The sequence below is a fragment of the Couchioplanes azureus genome (assembly GCF_014648355.1).
GTDB classification, from domain to species: Bacteria; Actinomycetota; Actinomycetes; order Mycobacteriales; family Micromonosporaceae; genus Actinoplanes; species Actinoplanes azureus.
The window spans coordinates 720,538-737,064 of the sequence record NZ_BMQY01000002.1 but is presented as its reverse complement, the minus strand read 5'-3'; the positions used below and the strand labels follow the sequence as shown (position 1 = coordinate 737,064).

17 protein-coding genes are annotated in these 16,527 nt (G+C 72.3%); 12 read left to right on the top strand and 5 right to left on the bottom strand.

Features of this window, described 5'->3' with window-relative positions; all coding sequences use genetic code 11:
• Positions 1-58: 58 nt before the first annotated feature.
• The gene (gene dnaE, locus IEY99_RS10405) at positions 59-3,589 is read left to right on the top strand and encodes a DNA polymerase III subunit alpha (protein ID WP_189201782.1); all 3,531 of its coding nucleotides are present in this window, start codon (positions 59-61) and stop codon (positions 3,587-3,589) included.
• A 62-nt stretch (positions 3,590-3,651) separates the two neighbouring features.
• On the top strand, positions 3,652-4,365 hold the full coding sequence (locus IEY99_RS10400) for a hypothetical protein (protein ID WP_189201780.1): 714 nt from the start codon (positions 3,652-3,654) through the stop codon (positions 4,363-4,365).
• Here the strand turns inward: IEY99_RS10400 and IEY99_RS10395 are convergent.
• Positions 4,280-4,990 (bottom strand): LON peptidase substrate-binding domain-containing protein, encoded by a 711-nt coding sequence (locus tag IEY99_RS10395; protein WP_189201778.1) that lies wholly within the window; start codon positions 4,988-4,990, stop codon positions 4,280-4,282. The two genes, IEY99_RS10400 and IEY99_RS10395, sit on opposite strands and share 86 nt — an antisense overlap.
• A gap of 148 nt (positions 4,991-5,138) precedes the next feature.
• Here IEY99_RS10395 and hisD point away from each other — a divergent pair, with 148 nt between their 5' ends.
• Genes hisD through hisF form a run of 9 tightly spaced genes read left to right on the top strand, consistent with a single transcriptional unit; the run spans position 5,139 to position 11,162 of the window.
• Positions 5,139-6,449: a histidinol dehydrogenase gene (hisD, locus tag IEY99_RS10390; protein WP_189201776.1), complete on the top strand. Its 1,311-nt coding sequence runs from the start codon at positions 5,139-5,141 to the stop codon at positions 6,447-6,449.
• A complete protein-coding gene (locus IEY99_RS10385) occupies positions 6,446-7,522 on the top strand; it encodes a histidinol-phosphate transaminase (protein ID WP_189201773.1) in 1,077 nt (358 codons plus the stop codon). Before hisD ends, IEY99_RS10385 begins: the two co-directional genes overlap by 4 nt.
• Positions 7,519-8,130: an imidazoleglycerol-phosphate dehydratase HisB gene (hisB, locus tag IEY99_RS10380; protein WP_189201771.1), complete on the top strand. Its 612-nt coding sequence runs from the start codon at positions 7,519-7,521 to the stop codon at positions 8,128-8,130. Before IEY99_RS10385 ends, hisB begins: the two co-directional genes overlap by 4 nt.
• A 26-nt stretch (positions 8,131-8,156) precedes the next feature.
• On the top strand, positions 8,157-8,300 hold the full coding sequence (locus IEY99_RS10375; protein WP_505661153.1) for a CG2302 family histidine operon protein: 144 nt from the start codon (positions 8,157-8,159) through the stop codon (positions 8,298-8,300).
• Complete coding sequence (hisH, locus tag IEY99_RS10370; protein WP_189201769.1) at positions 8,297-8,926, top strand: imidazole glycerol phosphate synthase subunit HisH; 630 nt, start codon at positions 8,297-8,299, stop codon at positions 8,924-8,926. Before IEY99_RS10375 ends, hisH begins: the two co-directional genes overlap by 4 nt.
• Positions 8,923-9,237: a hypothetical protein gene (locus tag IEY99_RS10365; protein ID WP_189201768.1), complete on the top strand. Its 315-nt coding sequence runs from the start codon at positions 8,923-8,925 to the stop codon at positions 9,235-9,237. Before hisH ends, IEY99_RS10365 begins: the two co-directional genes overlap by 4 nt.
• A gap of 40 nt (positions 9,238-9,277) precedes the next feature.
• Entirely contained in the window at positions 9,278-10,003 is a 726-nt protein-coding gene (gene priA, locus IEY99_RS10360) for a bifunctional 1-(5-phosphoribosyl)-5-((5-phosphoribosylamino)methylideneamino)imidazole-4-carboxamide isomerase/phosphoribosylanthranilate isomerase PriA (protein ID WP_189201766.1), read from the top strand.
• The gene (locus IEY99_RS10355; RefSeq protein ID WP_189201764.1) at positions 10,000-10,395 is read left to right on the top strand and encodes a Rid family hydrolase; all 396 of its coding nucleotides are present in this window, start codon (positions 10,000-10,002) and stop codon (positions 10,393-10,395) included. Before priA ends, IEY99_RS10355 begins: the two co-directional genes overlap by 4 nt.
• A complete protein-coding gene (hisF, locus tag IEY99_RS10350; protein WP_189201762.1) occupies positions 10,392-11,162 on the top strand; it encodes an imidazole glycerol phosphate synthase subunit HisF in 771 nt (256 codons plus the stop codon). The genes IEY99_RS10355 and hisF overlap by 4 nt, the downstream gene beginning before the upstream one ends.
• A gap of 8 nt (positions 11,163-11,170) precedes the next feature.
• Here hisF and IEY99_RS10345 read toward each other — a convergent pair whose 3' ends face one another.
• Together IEY99_RS10345 and yczE are read right to left on the bottom strand one after the other, a co-directional pair.
• On the bottom strand, positions 11,171-11,599 hold the full coding sequence (locus tag IEY99_RS10345) for a hypothetical protein (RefSeq protein WP_189201760.1): 429 nt from the start codon (positions 11,597-11,599) through the stop codon (positions 11,171-11,173).
• Positions 11,600-11,653: 54 nt separating this feature from the next.
• Positions 11,654-12,358, bottom strand: coding sequence for a membrane protein YczE (yczE, locus tag IEY99_RS10340; RefSeq protein WP_229798434.1), 705 nt, complete (start codon positions 12,356-12,358; stop codon positions 11,654-11,656).
• A 59-nt stretch (positions 12,359-12,417) separates the two neighbouring features.
• Here yczE and yczR point away from each other — a divergent pair, with 59 nt between their 5' ends.
• Entirely contained in the window at positions 12,418-13,872 is a 1,455-nt protein-coding gene (gene yczR / locus IEY99_RS10335) for a MocR-like transcription factor YczR (RefSeq protein WP_189201758.1), read from the top strand.
• A 61-nt stretch (positions 13,873-13,933) separates the two neighbouring features.
• Here yczR and IEY99_RS10330 read toward each other — a convergent pair whose 3' ends face one another.
• Both IEY99_RS10330 and IEY99_RS10325 read right to left on the bottom strand, forming a co-directional pair.
• The gene (locus tag IEY99_RS10330; protein WP_189201756.1) at positions 13,934-15,757 is read right to left on the bottom strand and encodes an AMP-dependent synthetase/ligase; all 1,824 of its coding nucleotides are present in this window, start codon (positions 15,755-15,757) and stop codon (positions 13,934-13,936) included.
• A gap of 178 nt (positions 15,758-15,935) precedes the next feature.
• The gene (locus tag IEY99_RS10325; protein WP_229798432.1) at positions 15,936-16,451 is read right to left on the bottom strand and encodes a hypothetical protein; all 516 of its coding nucleotides are present in this window, start codon (positions 16,449-16,451) and stop codon (positions 15,936-15,938) included.
• Between the last annotated feature and the right edge of the window lie 76 nt (positions 16,452-16,527).

Sequence of the window (16,527 nt, the reverse complement as noted above, 5' to 3'; positions counted from 1 at the left end):
CGGTGCGAAGGACTAGGCTCTCAGGGCCGGATTCGCCGCGGGAGTAAGGGGGCCCTGGGTGTCTGACTCGTTCGTGCACCTCCACGTGCACACCGAGTATTCGATGCTCGACGGCGCCGCCAGGCTGAAGGACCTGTTCACCGAGGCGAATCGCCTCGGCATGCCCGCCGTGGCGATCACCGACCACGGCAACATGCACGGGGCGTACGACTTCTACCAGCAGGCCACCGCGGCCGGGATCACCCCGGTGATCGGCATCGAGGCGTACGTCGCACCCGAGTCGCGCCTGCACAAGGCCCGGGTCAAGTGGGGCCGTCCCGAGCAGAAGGCCGACGACATCTCCGGTAACGGCGCGATCACCCACAAGACGATGTGGGCCCGCGACGCCCGGGGCCTGAAGAACCTCTTCCGGCTCAGCAGCCGGGCGTCCATGGAGGGCCACTACGTCAAGTGGCCCCGGATGGACATGGACATCATCGCCGAGCACGCCGAGGGCATCATGGCGACGACCGGCTGCCCGTCCGGCGCGGTGCAGACCCGGTTGCGGCTGGGGCAGGACGAGGAGGCCTACCGGGTCGCCGCGCAGTACCAGGAGATCTTCGGCAAGGAGAACTACTTCCTCGAGATCATGGACCACGGCCTCGAGATCGAGAACCGGGTCCGCGACGGGCTGCTCGACATCAGCCGCCGGCTCGGCATCCCTCCGCTGGTCACCAACGACTCGCACTACACCCACGAGTCGCAGGCCGAGGCGCACGACGTGCTGCTGTGCGTACAGACCGGCAGCAACATCGCCGACCCCAACCGCTTCCGCTTCGACGGCGGCGGCTACTTCATCAAGTCCGCCGAGCAGATGCGCGCGGTCGACTCCTCGGACGCCTGGCTGGAAGGGTGCCGCAACACCCTGCTCGTGGCGGAGAAGGTCGACACCGAGGGGATGTTCTCGTTCAAGAACCTGATGCCCCGCTTCCCGGTGCCGGAGGGGCACACCGAGGAGTCCTGGTTCCGTCACGAGGCGTTCGAGGGCCTCAAGCGGCGGTTCCCCGGCGGCATCCCCGAGACGCACATCAAGCAGGCGGAGTACGAGCTCGGGATCATCATCCAGATGGGCTTCCCCTCGTACTTCCTCGTGGTCGCCGACTTCATCCAGTGGTCGAAGCGCAACGGCATCGCGGTGGGGCCGGGCCGCGGTTCGGCGGCGGGCTCGCTGGTCGCGTACGCGATGGGCATCACCGACCTGGACCCGCTGCCGCACGGCCTGATCTTCGAGCGGTTCCTCAACCCCGAGCGCGTCTCCATGCCCGATGTCGACATCGACTTCGACGAGCGCCGGCGCGGCGAGGTCATCCGCTACGTCACCGAGAAGTGGGGCGAGGACAAGGTCGCGCAGATCGCGACGTTCGGCACGATCAAGGCGAAGGCCGCGATCAAGGACTCGGCCCGGGTGCTCGGCTATCCGTTCGCGGTCGGCGACCGCATCACCAAGGCGCTGCCGCCGGACGTGATGGGCAAGGGCATCCCGCTCTCCGGCATCTTCGACAAGGAGCACAAGCGCTACGGCGAGGCCGGCGAGGTCCGGGCCCTGTACGAGCAGGACCCCGACGTCAAGAAGGTGATCGACACCGCGCGGGGCATCGAGGGCCTGATCCGGCAGACCGGTGTGCACGCGGCCGGCGTGATCATGAGCGCCGAGCCGATCATCGACCACATCCCGCTCATGCGCCGCGCCACCGACGGCGTGATCATCACGCAGTTCGACTATCCGACGTGCGAGACGCTCGGGCTGCTGAAGATGGACTTCCTCGGCCTGCGCAACCTGACGATCATCGACGACGCGGTGAAGAACATCCAGCTCAACCACGGCATGGAGCTGGACCTGCTGGCTCTGCCGCTGGACGACAAGGCCGCCTACGAGCTCCTCGCCCGCGGTGACACCCTGGGCGTCTTCCAGCTCGACGGCGGGCCGATGCGGTCGCTGCTGCGGCTGATGAAGCCGGACAACTTCGAGGACATCTCCGCGGTGCTGGCGCTCTACCGGCCCGGTCCGATGGGCGTCGAGTCGCACACCAACTACGCACTGCGCAAGAACGGCCTCCAGGAGATCACCCCGATCCACCCGGAGCTCGAGGAGCCGCTGCGGGAGATCCTGGAGCCGACGTACGGTCTGATCGTCTATCAGGAGCAGGTGCAGCGCGCCGCGCAGATCCTGGCCGGCTACAGCCTGGGCCAGGCCGACCTGCTGCGCCGGGCGATGGGCAAGAAGAAGAAGGAGATCCTCGACAAGGAGTTCATCCCCTTCCGGGACGGCTGCCGGGAGCGCGGCTACAGCGACGAGGCCATCCAGGCGGTGTGGGACGTCCTCGTGCCGTTCGCCGGATATGCGTTCAACAAGGCGCACTCGGCCGCGTACGGCCTGGTGTCGTACTGGACGGCGTACCTCAAGGCGCACTACCCGGCGGAGTACATGGCCGGGCTGCTCACCAGCGTCGGCGACGACAAGGACAAGATGGCGATGTACCTGGCCGAGTGCCGGCGCATGGGCATCCAGGTCCTGCCGCCCGACGTCAACGAGTCCGCCGGTCCGTTCACCCCGGTCGGCCGGGACATCCGCTTCGGTCTCGCCGCGATCCGCAACGTGGGGCACAACGTGGTGGAGGCGGTCGCCCGCTGCCGCGAGGAGAAGGGCAAGTATCAGGACTTCTACGACTTCCTGTCCAAGGTGGACGCGGTGGCCTGCAACAAGAAGACGATCGAGTCCCTGATCAAGGCCGGCGCCTTCGACTCCATGGGGCACAGCCGCAAGGGCCTGCTCGCGGTGCACGCCGAGGCGATCGACGCGTACGCCGACGTCAAGCGCAACGAGGCCGCCGGCCAGTTCGACCTGTTCGGCGCGTTCGGCGACGACGCGGGCAGCTCGGCCACGGTGGCGATGCCGCCCATCACCGACGGCGAGTGGGACAAGCGTGACAAGCTCGCCTTCGAGCGGGAGATGCTCGGCCTCTACGTCTCCGACCATCCGCTGGCCGGCCTCGAGCAGGTGCTGGCCAACGCCGCCGACACCACGATCGCGGCGCTCAACGAGGAGGGCTCGGTCCCCGACGGGCAGGTCGTCACGCTCGCCGGCATCCTCACCGGCGTGCAGCGGCGGATCACCAAGCAGGGCCGCGCCTGGGCGTCGGCCACGCTGGAGGACCTCGCCGGCGGGGTGGAGACGCTCTTCTTCCCCAACACCTACGAGGTGATCGGCCAGTACATCGCCGAGGACGCCATCGTCGTGGTGAAGGGCCGGGTCGACCGCCGCGACGACACCCCGCGCATCATGGCGATGGACATGTCGATGCCCGACGTCACCCACAACCCGGACTCGAAGCCGATCACCCTGACCATGCCGATCACCCGGTGCACGCCGCCGCTGGTCTCCGAGCTCAAGGAGATCCTGGTCAGCCATCCGGGGGACAGCGAGGTGCACGTCCACCTGCTCAACGGCAGCCGCAAGACGGTCATGCGCCTGGGCGGGTTCAAGGTCGCGCCGACGCCCGCGCTGCGCGCCGACCTGAAGATGATCCTCGGCCCGTCGGCGGTCGCCTGATGGTTCCCGGCACACCCGGTCCGGAGCCGGGACCGCAGCCCCACGAGCTTTCGTACGGACCGATGCCGGAGCCTGCCGGCTGGGAGCTCCCGCCGCCGTCGCGACGGCCGTGGCGCCGTACGGTCGCGGTCGCGGCCGTGACCACCGTGGTGATGGCCGTGATCGGCGTGCCGCTCGGCCTGCTCTGGTCCTGGCTGGCCCCCGCGGTGCCGGTGGTCAACGCCGGGCAGAACGGGATCGTGGTCAGTGACCCGTCGCCGGAGGAGTACATCGCGGCCGACGGCTGGTTCACCATCATCGGCTTCTCGTTCGGCCTGGTGGCGGCGATCGCCGCCTGGCTGGTGCTGCGCCGCGACCGCGGGCCGGGGGTGCTGCTCGGGGTGACCTTCGGCGGCCTGGCCTCGGCCCTGACGATGTGGGGGACCGGGCGGCTGATCGGGCTCTCCGCGTGGCGCGACTGGCAGGAGACCTCGGTCGCGGGCGACACCTACGGCCGCCCGCCGGATCTGCACGCCCACGGCGCGCTGCTGGTCGCCGCGTTCGCGGCGGTGATCGTCACCACGCTGCTGGCCGGCTGGTCCAACGACCCCGACCTGGACCGGCCGGGCGCCAAGCCGGGCTACGGCCACGACGCCGGGGCGGACCCGGGCCCCGCGGCGGGGAACCCGGACCAGGCCGGGCCCGTGCCGTTCAGTTCGGGCTCACCGGACGCGCCAGGTCCGACAGCGGCACCGGCACCGCCCGCACCCTGGCCAGCAGACCCGCCTCGCGGTTGAGCAGCCGCAGCTCGGTGCGCAGCCGGCTGGCGGTGTCGGGTGCGGCGAGCAGCTCCTGCCGCTCGTCGGTGGTCAGCTGGGCGGTGGCCGCGACCAGGTGGGAGAGCACGGTCGGGTCGTCCGGCACCTGGTCGAGCACCTCGGACTCGGGGCGCAGCAGATCCAGGTAGGTGCGGAAGGCGGCCAGCACCCGCGGCGCGAGCAGCCGCGCGGTCTCGTCGGCCGGCTCCTCGTCCTGCAGCCACTCGACCTCGGCGGTCAGGTAGGGATGCGGATCGGCCGCGATGCTCAGCAACCGGAAGCGCCGCCGGCCGACGGTGACGACGTCGAAGCGCCCGTCCGGCAGCTCGGTCACCTGGCGCAGCTCCGCGGTGCAGCCGATGGCGTAGAGGTTGTCGGCGGAGACCGGCGGCTCGCCGGCCGGCGGCTCGCCGTCGCCCTCGCCGGACAGCACCTCCGACCCGTGCCGCAAGGTCACCACGCCGAACTCGTGCGGCTCGTCGCCCGTCGTGGCGACCAGGTCGCGCACGAGCGTGCGGTATCGCTCCTCGAAGATGTGCAGGGGCAGCACCAGGCCGGGAAAGAGCACCGTGCCCAGCGGAAAGACCGGGAGAATCGCGCCCACGATGCGAGCGTATCGGCCTGGTCGCCGTCCGCGCAGGTCCCGCGGCGGTGATCTTTGCCCGGCGATCGACAAAAGCCGCATAGTGTCCGGTCCCACTGCCTGGTACGGCCGCGGGGCCCGCCCGGCCCCGCCGCCTAGACTTGGCCGCGTGCTGAACCGGATCGACCTGCGCGGCGCCCGCCGTGACCCGCGCGGTCTGCTGCCTCGTGCCCAGCTCGACGTCTCCCAGGCGGTCGAGAAGATCAGGCCCGTCGTGGAGGCGGTCCGGCACCATGGCTTCGCAGCGATCCGCGAGGCCACCGAGAGGTTCGACGGCGTACGGCTGGAGCGCCTGCGCGTGCCGCGGGACCGGATCGCGGCGGCCCTCGACACGCTCGACCCGGACGTGCGCGCGGCCCTGCTCGTGGCGATCGAACGCGCTCGCAAGGTGCACGCCGACCAGCGCCGCACCGACGTCACCACCCAGGTCGTGCCCGGCGGCACCGTGACCGAGCGGTGGGTGCCGGTGTCCCGCGTCGGCCTCTACGTCCCGGGCGGGCTCGCCGTCTATCCGTCCACCGTGGTCATGAACGTGGTGCCCGCCCAGGAGGCGGGCGTCGGCTCGCTGGTCGTGGCCAGCCCGCCTCAGCCGGAGAACGGCGGCCTGCCCGACGCGCGCGTGCTCGCCGCGTGCGCCCTCCTCGGCGTCGACGAGGTGTACGCGGCCGGCGGCGCCCAGGCGATCGCCATGCTCGGCTACGGCTCGACCGGTGCCGACGAGACGGACGGCTGCGCACCGGTCGACATCATCACCGGCCCGGGCAACATCTGGGTCACCGCGGCCAAGCGGCTGCTGCAGGGCACGGTCGGCATCGACGCCGAGGCCGGCCCGACCGAGATCGCCATCCTGGCCGACGACACGGCCTCGCCGGTGCACGTCGCCGCCGACCTGATCAGCCAGGCCGAGCACGACCCGCTGGCCGCCAGCGTGCTGGTCACCGACTCGCCGGCCCTCGCCGACGCGGTCGACGCGCAGCTCGCGGTGCAGGTGCCGGCCACCAAGCACGAGGCGCGGGTGCGCGAGGCGCTCGGCGGCACCCAGTCCGGCGTGGTCCTCGTCGACGACCTGGCGCACGGCCTGGCGGTCGTGGACGCCTACGCGGCCGAGCACCTCGAGATCCAGACCCGCGACGCGCGCGAGTGGGCGATGCGGGTCCGCAACGCCGGCGCGATCTTCGTGGGGGCGTACTCGCCGGTGTCGCTCGGCGACTACGCGGCCGGGTCCAACCACGTGCTGCCCACCGCGGGCTGCGCGCGGCACTCCTCCGGCCTGTCCGTGCAGTCCTTCCTGCGCGGCATCCACGTCGTCGAGTACGACGAGGCGGCGCTGCGCGACGTCGCGCCGCACGTGGTGGCGCTCGCCAACGCCGAGGACCTGCCGGCGCACGGACAGGCCGTGACGGCGAGGTTCGCCTCGTGACCACCCTCGACGACCTGCCGCTGCGCGACGACCTGCGCGGCAGGTCCGCGTACGGCGCGCCCCAGCTGGACGTGGCGGTGCGGCTGAACACCAACGAGAACTCGTACCCGGTGCCGGACGCCGTCGTGGACGCGATCGCCAAGGCGGTGCAGACCGAGCTGCGCGACCTCAACCGCTACCCCGACCGGGACGCCGTCGCCCTGCGCACCGACCTCGCCGGCTATCTCGGGCACGGGCTGACGGCCGCGCACGTGTGGGCGGCCAACGGCTCCAACGAGGTGCAGCAGCAGCTCCTGCAGGCGTTCGCCGGCCCGGGGCGCTCGGCACTCGGCTTCGGCCCGTCGTACTCGATGCACCCGCTGCTCGCCGCCGGCACCGGCACCCGCTGGATCGGCGCGCGTCGCGGCCCGGACTTCGGCCTCACCGCCTCCGACGCCGTCGCCCAGATCGAGCAGCACCGGCCCGACCTGGTGTTCCTCTGCTCGCCGAACAACCCGACCGGTACCGCGCTCGACCCCGCGGTCCTCGACGCCGTCCTGGGCGTGGCGCCCGGCATGGTCGTGGTCGACGAGGCATATGCGGAGTTCGCCCGCCCTGGCACCCCGAGCGCCCTGGCGCTGCTGCCCGGGCATCCCCGGCTGGTGGTGACCCGCACGATGAGCAAGGCGTTCGGCTTCGCCGGTGGACGGCTGGGCTACCTCGCCGCCGACCCGGCCGTGGTCGACGCGGTGCAGCTGGTCCGCCTGCCGTACCACCTGTCGGCGCTGACCCAGGCCGCCGCCCGCGCGGCCCTCGCCGAACGCGACGCGCTGCTCGCCACCGTCGACGCGATCAAGGAGCAGCGCGACCGGATCGTCCGCGCGCTGCGCGCCCGGGGCGCCGAGGTGGCCGACAGCGACGCCAACTTCGTGCTGTTCCGCGCCGGTGCCGACCAGAAGGCGGCCTGGCAGGCGTTCCTGGATCGCGGGGTGCTGATCCGCGACGTGGGGCTGCCGGGCTGGCTGCGGGTCACCGCCGGCGATCCCGCCGAGACGTCCGCCTTCCTGACCGCCGCCGAGGAGATTCTGCCGTGAGCCGCACCGCACGCATCGAGCGCGTCACCCACGAGACCAAGGTCCTCGTCGCCATCGACCTGGACGGCACCGGCGAGGCCGAGCTCTCCACCGGCGTCGGGTTCTACGACCACATGCTGCACCAGCTCGCGAAGCACGGCGGTTTCGACCTGACCGTGCGCACCGAGGGCGACCTCGAGATCGACGCCCACCACACCATGGAGGACACCGCCCTCGCGCTCGGCGAGGCCTTCGCGCGGGCGCTGGGCGACAAGGCCGGGATCCGGCGGTACGGCTCGGCCACCATCCCCATGGACGAGGTGCTGGTCCGGGCCGCGGTCGACCTGTCCGGGCGGCCGTACGTGGTGCACGACGAGCCGGAGCTGGCGCCGTACATCGGCCCGGTCTATCCGACCAGCATGACCCGGCACATCTTCGAGTCGTTCGGCCACGCCGCCCGGGTGACCCTGCACGTCAGCGTGCTGCGCGCGGCCCGCGACGGTGGCCGGCCCGACGCCCACCACGTCGTCGAGGCGCAGTTCAAGGCGTTCTCCCGGGCGCTGCGCGAGGCCGTCGAGATCGATCCGCGCAACGCCGGTGCGCTGCCGTCCACGAAGGGTGTGCTGTGAGCAGCTTCCTGCCGGTCCTGTTGCTCATGATCGCCGGCATCCTGGTCGGCGGCGTCATCTCGCTGGTGAAGCAGGGCGCCACCAAGTTCTCCATCGGTCTCGTCGCCGTGCTGGCCCTGCTCGCCCTGGCCGGCGGCGTGCTCTGGATGTTCCCCGGGAAGTCGGCATGACCCGGGTCGTCGTCCTGGACTACGGATCGGGCAACCTGCGGTCGGCGGAGCGTGCCGTGGCGCGTACCGGCGTGGACGTGACCGTCACCAGCGACCTGGAGGCCGCCGCCGCGGCGGACGGCCTGGTGGTGCCCGGCGTCGGCGCGTACGCGGCCTGCATGGCCGGCATCGAGAAGCTGGGCGCCGGACCGGTCATCGCGGAGCGGGTCGCGGCGGGCCGGCCGGTGCTGGGCATCTGCGTCGGCATGCAGATCCTCTTCGAGTCCGGTGTGGAGCACGGCGTCGAGACCCCGGGGCTGGGGCTGTTGCCCGGTGCGGTGACCCGGCTGACCGCGCGCCGCATCCCGCACATGGGCTGGAACACGGTGTCGGTCCCGGCCGGCTCGGTCCTGCTGGCCGGGCTGGCGCCGGACACCCGGTTCTACTTCGTCCACTCGTACGCCGCCTCGGACCTCGCCGCCCTCGAGGCCGCCGGCGCCACGGTGACCACGGCCGCGCACGACGAGCCCTTCGCGGCCGTGGTCGAACACGGCCCGCTGTCAGCAGCCCAGTTCCATCCTGAGAAGTCCGCCGACGCCGGGTTCGCGCTGCTGCGTACCTGGGTCGCCGGGCTGCCGGGCGCGTGAGCAAGGAACGGGCCCGCAGACGGGCCGAACGGCTCGCCGTCCACGAGAAGGAGAAGGCGGCACGGGCCCGCCGGGTCGCCCGCCGCGACCGCCGCCGCGCCCTGGCCCGCCGGCTCACCCCGCAGCGCCGCGGTTCCGGCCGGCTCTACCGGCGTGGCCGGGCCGAGCGCGCCGGCATCGTCGTCGTCCCGGCGGTCGCGTCCGCGCTGATCTGGTTCCTGGTGCCGGACGTCGCGCTGCGGATCGTCCTCATCGCCCTCATCATCCTCGTCCTCCCGGCCCTGGTCGTCGTGATCCTGGGCCGCCGCTGATCCTTTGATCGCCGTCACTTCCTCTGATCGGAGTTCCGCCGTGACCCTGACCCTGCTGCCCGCCGTCGACGTCGCCGACGGCCAGGCGGTGCGCCTCGTCCAGGGCGCCGCCGGCTCCGAGACCGCCTACGGCGACCCGCTGGAGGCGGCGCTGGCCTGGCAGCACGACGGCGCGGAGTGGGTGCACCTGGTCGACCTCGACGCCGCGTTCGGCCGCGGCTCCAACGCCGCCCTGCTCGCCGAGGTGGTCGGCCGCCTCGATGTCAAGGTGGAGCTTTCCGGCGGCATCCGCGACGACGAGTCGCTGCGTGCGGCGCTGGCCACCGGCGCCGCACGGGTCAACATCGGCACCGCGGCCCTGGAGGACCCGGACTGGTGCGACCGGATCTGCGGCGAGTACGGCGACCGCGTGGCGATCGGCCTGGACGTGCGCGGCCGTACGCTCTCGGCCCGCGGCTGGACCCGCGACGGCGGCGACCTCTACGAGGTGCTCGCCCGCCTCGACAAGGCCGGCGCGGCGCGGTACGTCGTCACCGACATCACCAAGGACGGGACCATGAAGGGACCCAACCTGGAGCTGCTGCGCGAGGTGTGCGCGCGGACGCCGGCCCCGGTGATCGCCAGCGGCGGCGTGTCCACGCTGGACGACCTGCGCGCCCTGGCGACCCTGGAGCCGGCCGGCGTGGAGGGCGTGATCGCCGGCAAGGCGCTCTACGCCGGCGCCTTCACCGTGGCCGAGGCGCTCGAGACGCTGCGGTCGGCATGATCGAGCGATTCGCCTCGGGCGGGCCCTGGGAGGAACGGTACGGCTACTCCCGCGTGGTGCGCGCCGGAGACCTTCTCGTCACCGCCGGCTGTACCGCCACGGTCGACGGCGCGGTGGTCGCGGTGGGCGACCCGGGGGAGCAGGCGCGGATCGCGTTCCGCATCGGCCTGGACGCCCTCGCGGGCGCCGGTGCGGCCCTGGGCGACGTCGTCCGCACCCGCATGTACGTCACCGACCGGTCGTACGCCGGCGCCGTCACCGCCGTGCATGGTGAGTTGTTCCGGGACGTACGCCCGGTGACGGCGTTGATCGTGGTCGCCGGCCTGCTGCACGAGGACCACCTGGTCGAGGTCGAGATCGATGCGTACGTGGGCGGGAAGGAGCGGGCATGACGGTCGCGGTGCGGGTGATCCCGTGTCTGGACGTGGACGCCGGCCGCGTGGTCAAGGGCGTCAACTTCCTCGACCTGCGCGACGCGGGCGACCCGGTCGAGCTGGCGGCGGCGTACGACGCGGCGGGGGCCGACGAGCTGACCTTCCTGGACGTGACCGCGTCGTCCGACGGCCGCGGGACGATGCTCGACGTGGTCCGGCGCACGGCCGAGTCGGTGTTCATCCCGCTGACGGTGGGCGGCGGCGTCCGCTCGGTCGACGACGTGGACACGCTGCTGCGGGCGGGCGCGGACAAGGTCGGCGTCAACACCGCGGCGATCCACCGGCCGGAGCTGATCTCCGAGATCGCCGGTCGCTTCGGCAACCAGGTCCTCGTGCTCTCCCTGGACGTCCGGCGCGTGGCCGGCTCGTCCCCGGGCTCCTCGGGCTGGGAGGTCACCACGCACGGCGGGCGGCGCAGCGCCGGCCTGGACGCGGTGCAGTGGGCGCGGCGGGTGGCCGAGCTGGGCGCCGGGGAGATCCTGCTCAACTCCATGGACGCCGACGGCACCAAGGCCGGCTTCGACCTCGAGCTCATCGCGGCGGTGCGGGCGGTGGCCGGCATCCCGGTGATCGCCAGCGGCGGTGCGGGGGCGGTGGCACACTTCCCGCCGGCCGTGGCGGCGGGTGCGGACGCGGTGCTCGCGGCGAGCGTCTTCCACTTCGGAGAGCTCACGATCGGCGACGTCAAGGACAGCCTCCGGGCAGCGGGCCACCCGGTCCGCTGACCGACCGGTCAGCGGCCGTCGGCCAGGCGCAGGGAGTATTCCCGGACCGCGGCGTGGTAGGTGCTCTCGTCGAGGTGCCACTCCGCGTCGCCGGGCGTCACCGCCCGGTTGAGCTGGGTCTGCAGGGTCAGCACCGCCGACGAGAGGCCGCTGAAGGGGCGGGTGCGCCAGAGCTGCTCACCGGCCGGCGCGACCGCCACCAGGTCGTCGTCGATGGTCAGCAGCCCCGCGCCGGCCAGGCGGCGGACCGACTCCTGAAGATCCTCCCGGCTAGGCACGCTGTGGTGCAGGAAGTCCGCGGCGGCCAGGAGGTCGGCCAGGGTGGCGCCGGTCGTCGGGAGCGCGGCATGCATCGCCCGGTCGCGCTCCAGACGCTCGGCGATGACCGCTGATACGAAGATCCATGCGTCGTTCCAATGCCACCCGCCAGCCCCCATGCCGCAATGATGCCGCCTGGTCGTCCAACCGGAAAGCGCAGGTGTGGCAGATGTTCACCGAGCCGTGCCGCAACGCCCGGACAATTCGCCCTCTCGGGGGCCCGCGTCCACCGAGGAGGCCGCCGCGGGCCCCTCCGCCGCGGGTGGTGCGACGGTGAAGACCGGCAGGAAGGCCTGCACCAGCGGGCCGATCACAAGTGCATACGCGACCGTGCCGACCCCGGCCGTGCCGCCGAGCAGGAATCCGGTCGCGAGCACCATCACCTCGATGGCGGTCCGGACCAGGCGCAGGGACAGGCGCGGAAAGCGGTGGACGATTCCGGTCATCAGGCCGTCGCGGGGTCCCGGGCCGAAACGGGCGCCGAGGTACATGCCGGTCGCCACGCCGTTCAGCAGGATGCCGCCGATCAGGTACGTGACGCGCATCGTCATCGATTCGCCGGGAGCGAGCACGACCAGGGCGACGTCCACCACGACACCGATCACGACCAGGTTGGCGATCGTGCCGAAGCCCGGCTTCTGCCGCAGCGGGATCCAGAGCAGCAGGATCGGGACGCCCGCCAGGATCACCACCCAGCCGATGCTCAGCCCAGTGACCTTCGACACACCCTGGTGGAAGACGTCCCAGGAGGTGAGCCCGAGGCGGGACTCGACCATGAACGCCATGCTCACGCCGTACAGGACCAGGCCCGCGAAGAGCTGGCCGACGCGGCGCGGCAGGCGGCGCCCGGCGGTGGCGGAGTTGCTTGGGATCGTCATGAGTGCCACTCTGAAGGCCAATTGCGGCGGCTGATAGAGCCAATTTCCCGGGGGTGGCTATGACGACGTCGGTGCGCGGAGGCCAATTGGCCCGCCTCCTCGGCCAGTGGCACTCGCTTCCCGGGCGCCACCGCAGCCCGGACTATGCGGCGCTCGCCGCCGCGGTGCGCGGGCTGCTCGCCGACGGGCGGCTGCCGCTGGGCGTGCGGCTGCCCGCCGAGCGCGAGCTCGCCGAGGCGCTGGGCGTGAGCCGGACGACGGTCACGGCCGCGTACCGGAACCTGCGCGAGACGGGCCACCTCACCAGCCGGCGCGGCGCCGGGAGCTGGACCACCCTGCCGAACGGCCACCGGGTCGCCAGCTCCGGCCTGTGGACACCGGACGACGACATGGACATGATCGACCTGGGCGTGGCGGCCTCCGCCGCGCCGGTCGAGCTGGTGCCCGCCGCCCGCGCCGCCGCCGACGACCTGCCCCGCTTCCTCGGCAGCGCCGGTTACCACCCGAGCGGGCTGCGGGAGCTGCGGGAGGCCGTCGCCGCCGCCTACACCGCCCGGGGCGTGGCCACCAGCGCGGAGCAGATCCTCGTCACCAGCGGCACCCAGCAGGCGCTGGACCTGGTGCTGCGGCTGTCCGTGCCGGCCGGGGCACCGGTGCTGGTGGAGTCGCCGACCTACCCCAACGCGCTGGCCGCCCTCGCCGCCCGCCGCGCCCGGATCAGCACGCACGGCCTCGACGCGACGACCGGCTGGGACGGCGAGCTGCTGCTCGCGGCGCTGCGGCAGACCCGGCCGCGGCTGGCGTACGTGATCCCGGAGTTCCAGAACCCGACCGGCCACCTGATGCCGGCCGCCCTGCGCGAGCGTCTCGTGGCCGCGGCCCACGCGACCGGGACCGAGCTGGTCGTCGACGAGTCCTTCGTGGATCTCCCGCTCGACGGCGCCGAGATGCCGCCGCCGGTGGCCGTCTACGACCGGCACTCCCGCGTCGTGTCGATCGGGGGGATGAGCAAGGCCTACTGGGGCGGCCTGCGGATCGGCTGGGTACGCGCGTCCGCGCCGCTGGTGCAGCGGCTGGCGGCGCTGCGGGTCGGGGTCGACATGGCCAGCCCGGTGCTGGAACAGCTCGTCGCCGTGCATCTGCTCGCCCAGTCCGAGACGATCGTCGCGGCGCGCCGCAAGCAGCTCGCGTTCCGGCGCGACGCGCTCATCGGGGCACTCCGCGAGCACCTGCCGGAGTGGCGCTGCTTCGTCCCGGGCGGCGGGGTGACCCTGTGGGCCGAGCTCGACGGGCCGATCTCCAGCGCGCTGTCCCGCGCGGCGGAGGACGTCGGCGTCCGGCTCGCGCCCGGGCCGCGCTTCGGCCTGGACGGCACGCTGGAACGCTTCGTCCGGCTCCCGTTCACCCTGGCGGCGGACGACCTGACCGAGGCGATCCGGCGCATCGCCTCCGTGCGCCACGACCTGGACCGGGCGGCCCGCCCGGCCTGGCGCACCCCCGCGGTGATCGCTTAGGACAGCGGGGCCGGGAACGAGCCGATGGGGGCGGAGGATCTCCGCCCCCATCCCGGTCGGGTCAGATCTGGGCGAGCGTGCCCGCGTACATCTTGTCGATCTGCTCGGCGAAGTTGGACTCGACGCTGCGGCGCTTGATCTTCATCGACGGAGTGATCTCGCCGTGCTCGATGCTCAGGTCGCGGGGGAGGATGGCGAACTTCTTGACCGTCTCCCAGCGGTTGAGCTTGCCGTTGAGCTCCTGGACGAAGTCGGCGATCATCTTCTCGGTCTCCGGCGCGGCGACGATCTCGGCGTACGGCTTGCCCTCGAGGGGACCGCCCGCCGCCCACGAGGCGATCGCGTCCTCGTCGAGGCTGATCAGCATCGTCACGAAGTTGCGGGCCTGGCCGACCACGACCGCCTGCGAGGTGTACGGGCAGACCGCCTTGAACATGCCCTCGATCGCCGACGGCGCGATGTACTTGCCGCCGGAGGTCTTCACCAGGTCCTTCTTGCGGTCGGTGATCCGCAGGAAGCCGTCCGCGTCGAGCTCGCCGATGTCGCCGGTGCGGAAGAAGCCGTCCTCGGTGAACGCCTCCGCGGTCTCCTGGGGCAGGTTGTGGTACCCGCGCATGACCGGCTTGCCGCGCAGCAGGATCTCGCCGTCGGTGTCGATGCGGACCTCGAGGTCGCCGAGGGGACGGCCCACCGAGCCGAGCCGGAGCTCGTCGCGGCGGTTGACGAAGTTGGCGGCGCTGCTCTCGGTGAGGCCGTAGCCCTCCGAGATGGGCAGGTTGGCCGCGGCGAAGAACTCGGCGATGTCGCGGCTCAGCGGCGCCGACCCGGAGACCAGCACGCGCAGCCGGCCGCCCAGGCGCTGCTGGAGCTTGCTGAAGACCAGCTTCTCGGCGAGCGCGTACTGCAGCTTGAGCAGGCCCGGGAGCGGCTTGCCGGCCAGCTCCAGGGCGACCTTGCGCTTGCCGGTGGCGACCGCCCAGGTGAAGATCTTGGCCTTGAGGCCGCCCGCGCTCATGGCGGTGGTGACGGTCTTGTTGTAGACCTTCTCGAAGATGCGCGGCGCCGCGCACATCAGCGTCGGCTTGACCACGGCGAGCATGTCGACGAGCTTGTCGACCCGGCCGTCGATGTACGTCGGCACGCCCACGTGCAGTATCCCGCAGAGCAGCGTCTTGCCGAACGAGTGCGACAGCGGCAGCCAGAGATACTGCAGGTCGCTCGATTCGAACAGGCCGAGCCCCGCCTGGGCGACGCCCTCCCAGGTCCAGCCGCCGTGCAGCAGCTGCACGCCCTTGGGCCGGCCGGTGGTGCCCGAGGTGTAGATCAGCGTGGCGAGGTTGTCCGGGCCGACGGTCTCGGTGATCCGCTCGATGAGGTCGGGGGTCTCGGCGAGCGCCGCACGGCCGCGCTCCTCGAGCTCGGCAAGGGTCAGCTGGGGCGGCTGGGCGGAGGCGTCCGCGACGCCGTCGATCAGCACGACATGGGTCACCGCGGTGGTGGCACCGGCGATCTTGAGGGCCTGCTGGGGGTTCTCCGCGACGAGGACCTTCGAGCCGGAGTCCGCGACGATGTAGGCGGCGTCCTCGGGTTCCGTCGTCGGGTAGACGGTGGTGGTGGCCCCGCCGGAGCAGTTGATGCCGAGGTCGACCAGCGCCCACTCCAGGCGGGTGTTCGACAGGATCGCGACGCGGTCCTCCAGGCCGATCCCCAGCCCCACCAGGCCGGCCGCGATCGCCTTGGCCCGCTCGCCCACCTGGGCCCAGGTCAGCCAGGTCATGCCGGTGTCGTCGGCGGTGGGAGCGGCGAACGCCCGGCCGTTCGGGGTTGCTCGTACACGCTGCAAAAACATGTCGGGGATCGAGCGGTAGGGAACCTCGAGAACCATAAGGCGCCGCCTTTTGCGTCTAAGGGGGTTACAGCCGTGTTACCGGAGAGTAGAGCTTCGGTAGGTGAGAACACCAGAGTGTCTCGGGCCCCCTGATCAATCCTATCCGCCGGTCAGTACGCATCTCGGACGCGAAACGGCTCAACGGCTGCCGGTAAAACTCGGCGACGTAAAGATTTCAGCGGGTTTCCACGGCGGGACGGCCGAGCGAGCAGACGACCGTGAACCGGACCCGGTCGTGATTGTCGGAGGTGCTGCGGAACTCGCCCTCGTCACCTTCCTGCTCGTGCAGGGCGAAGCCCGGCGCCGGCGACATGGAGACGATCTCGGGCGCGCCGGAGACGCAGCGGGCGACGACCGTGCCACCGCGGGTCGGCAGGGTACGGCTGGTGCCGGTGGCCGGCCGGCTCGGCCGCGGCGTCCCGGGCCGCGCGGAGGACGGCCGCGCGGACGACGGCTGGGGCCGCGCGGACGGCGAACCGGGCCGGGTGGGCGACTGCCCGGCCGGCGGGCCGGACACCGCGGACGGCGCCAGCTCCGCCAGTTCGCGGGCCACCTGGGCCTCGGTGCGCGGGCTGGTGCCGGCCGACGTCAGGCCGGCGCCGAGCACGCCGATCCCGGCGATGCCGGCCAGCACCGCGAGGACGGCCGCGCCGGCCCAGCCCAGGGTCACGAGCAACGTGCGACGGTTCACCCGCTCGACTATGCCCGCCCGGAGGCTAAGGCGGGCCCGCGGGAACGATAAAGCGAGGTTAAGGTGCGCCTGCGGC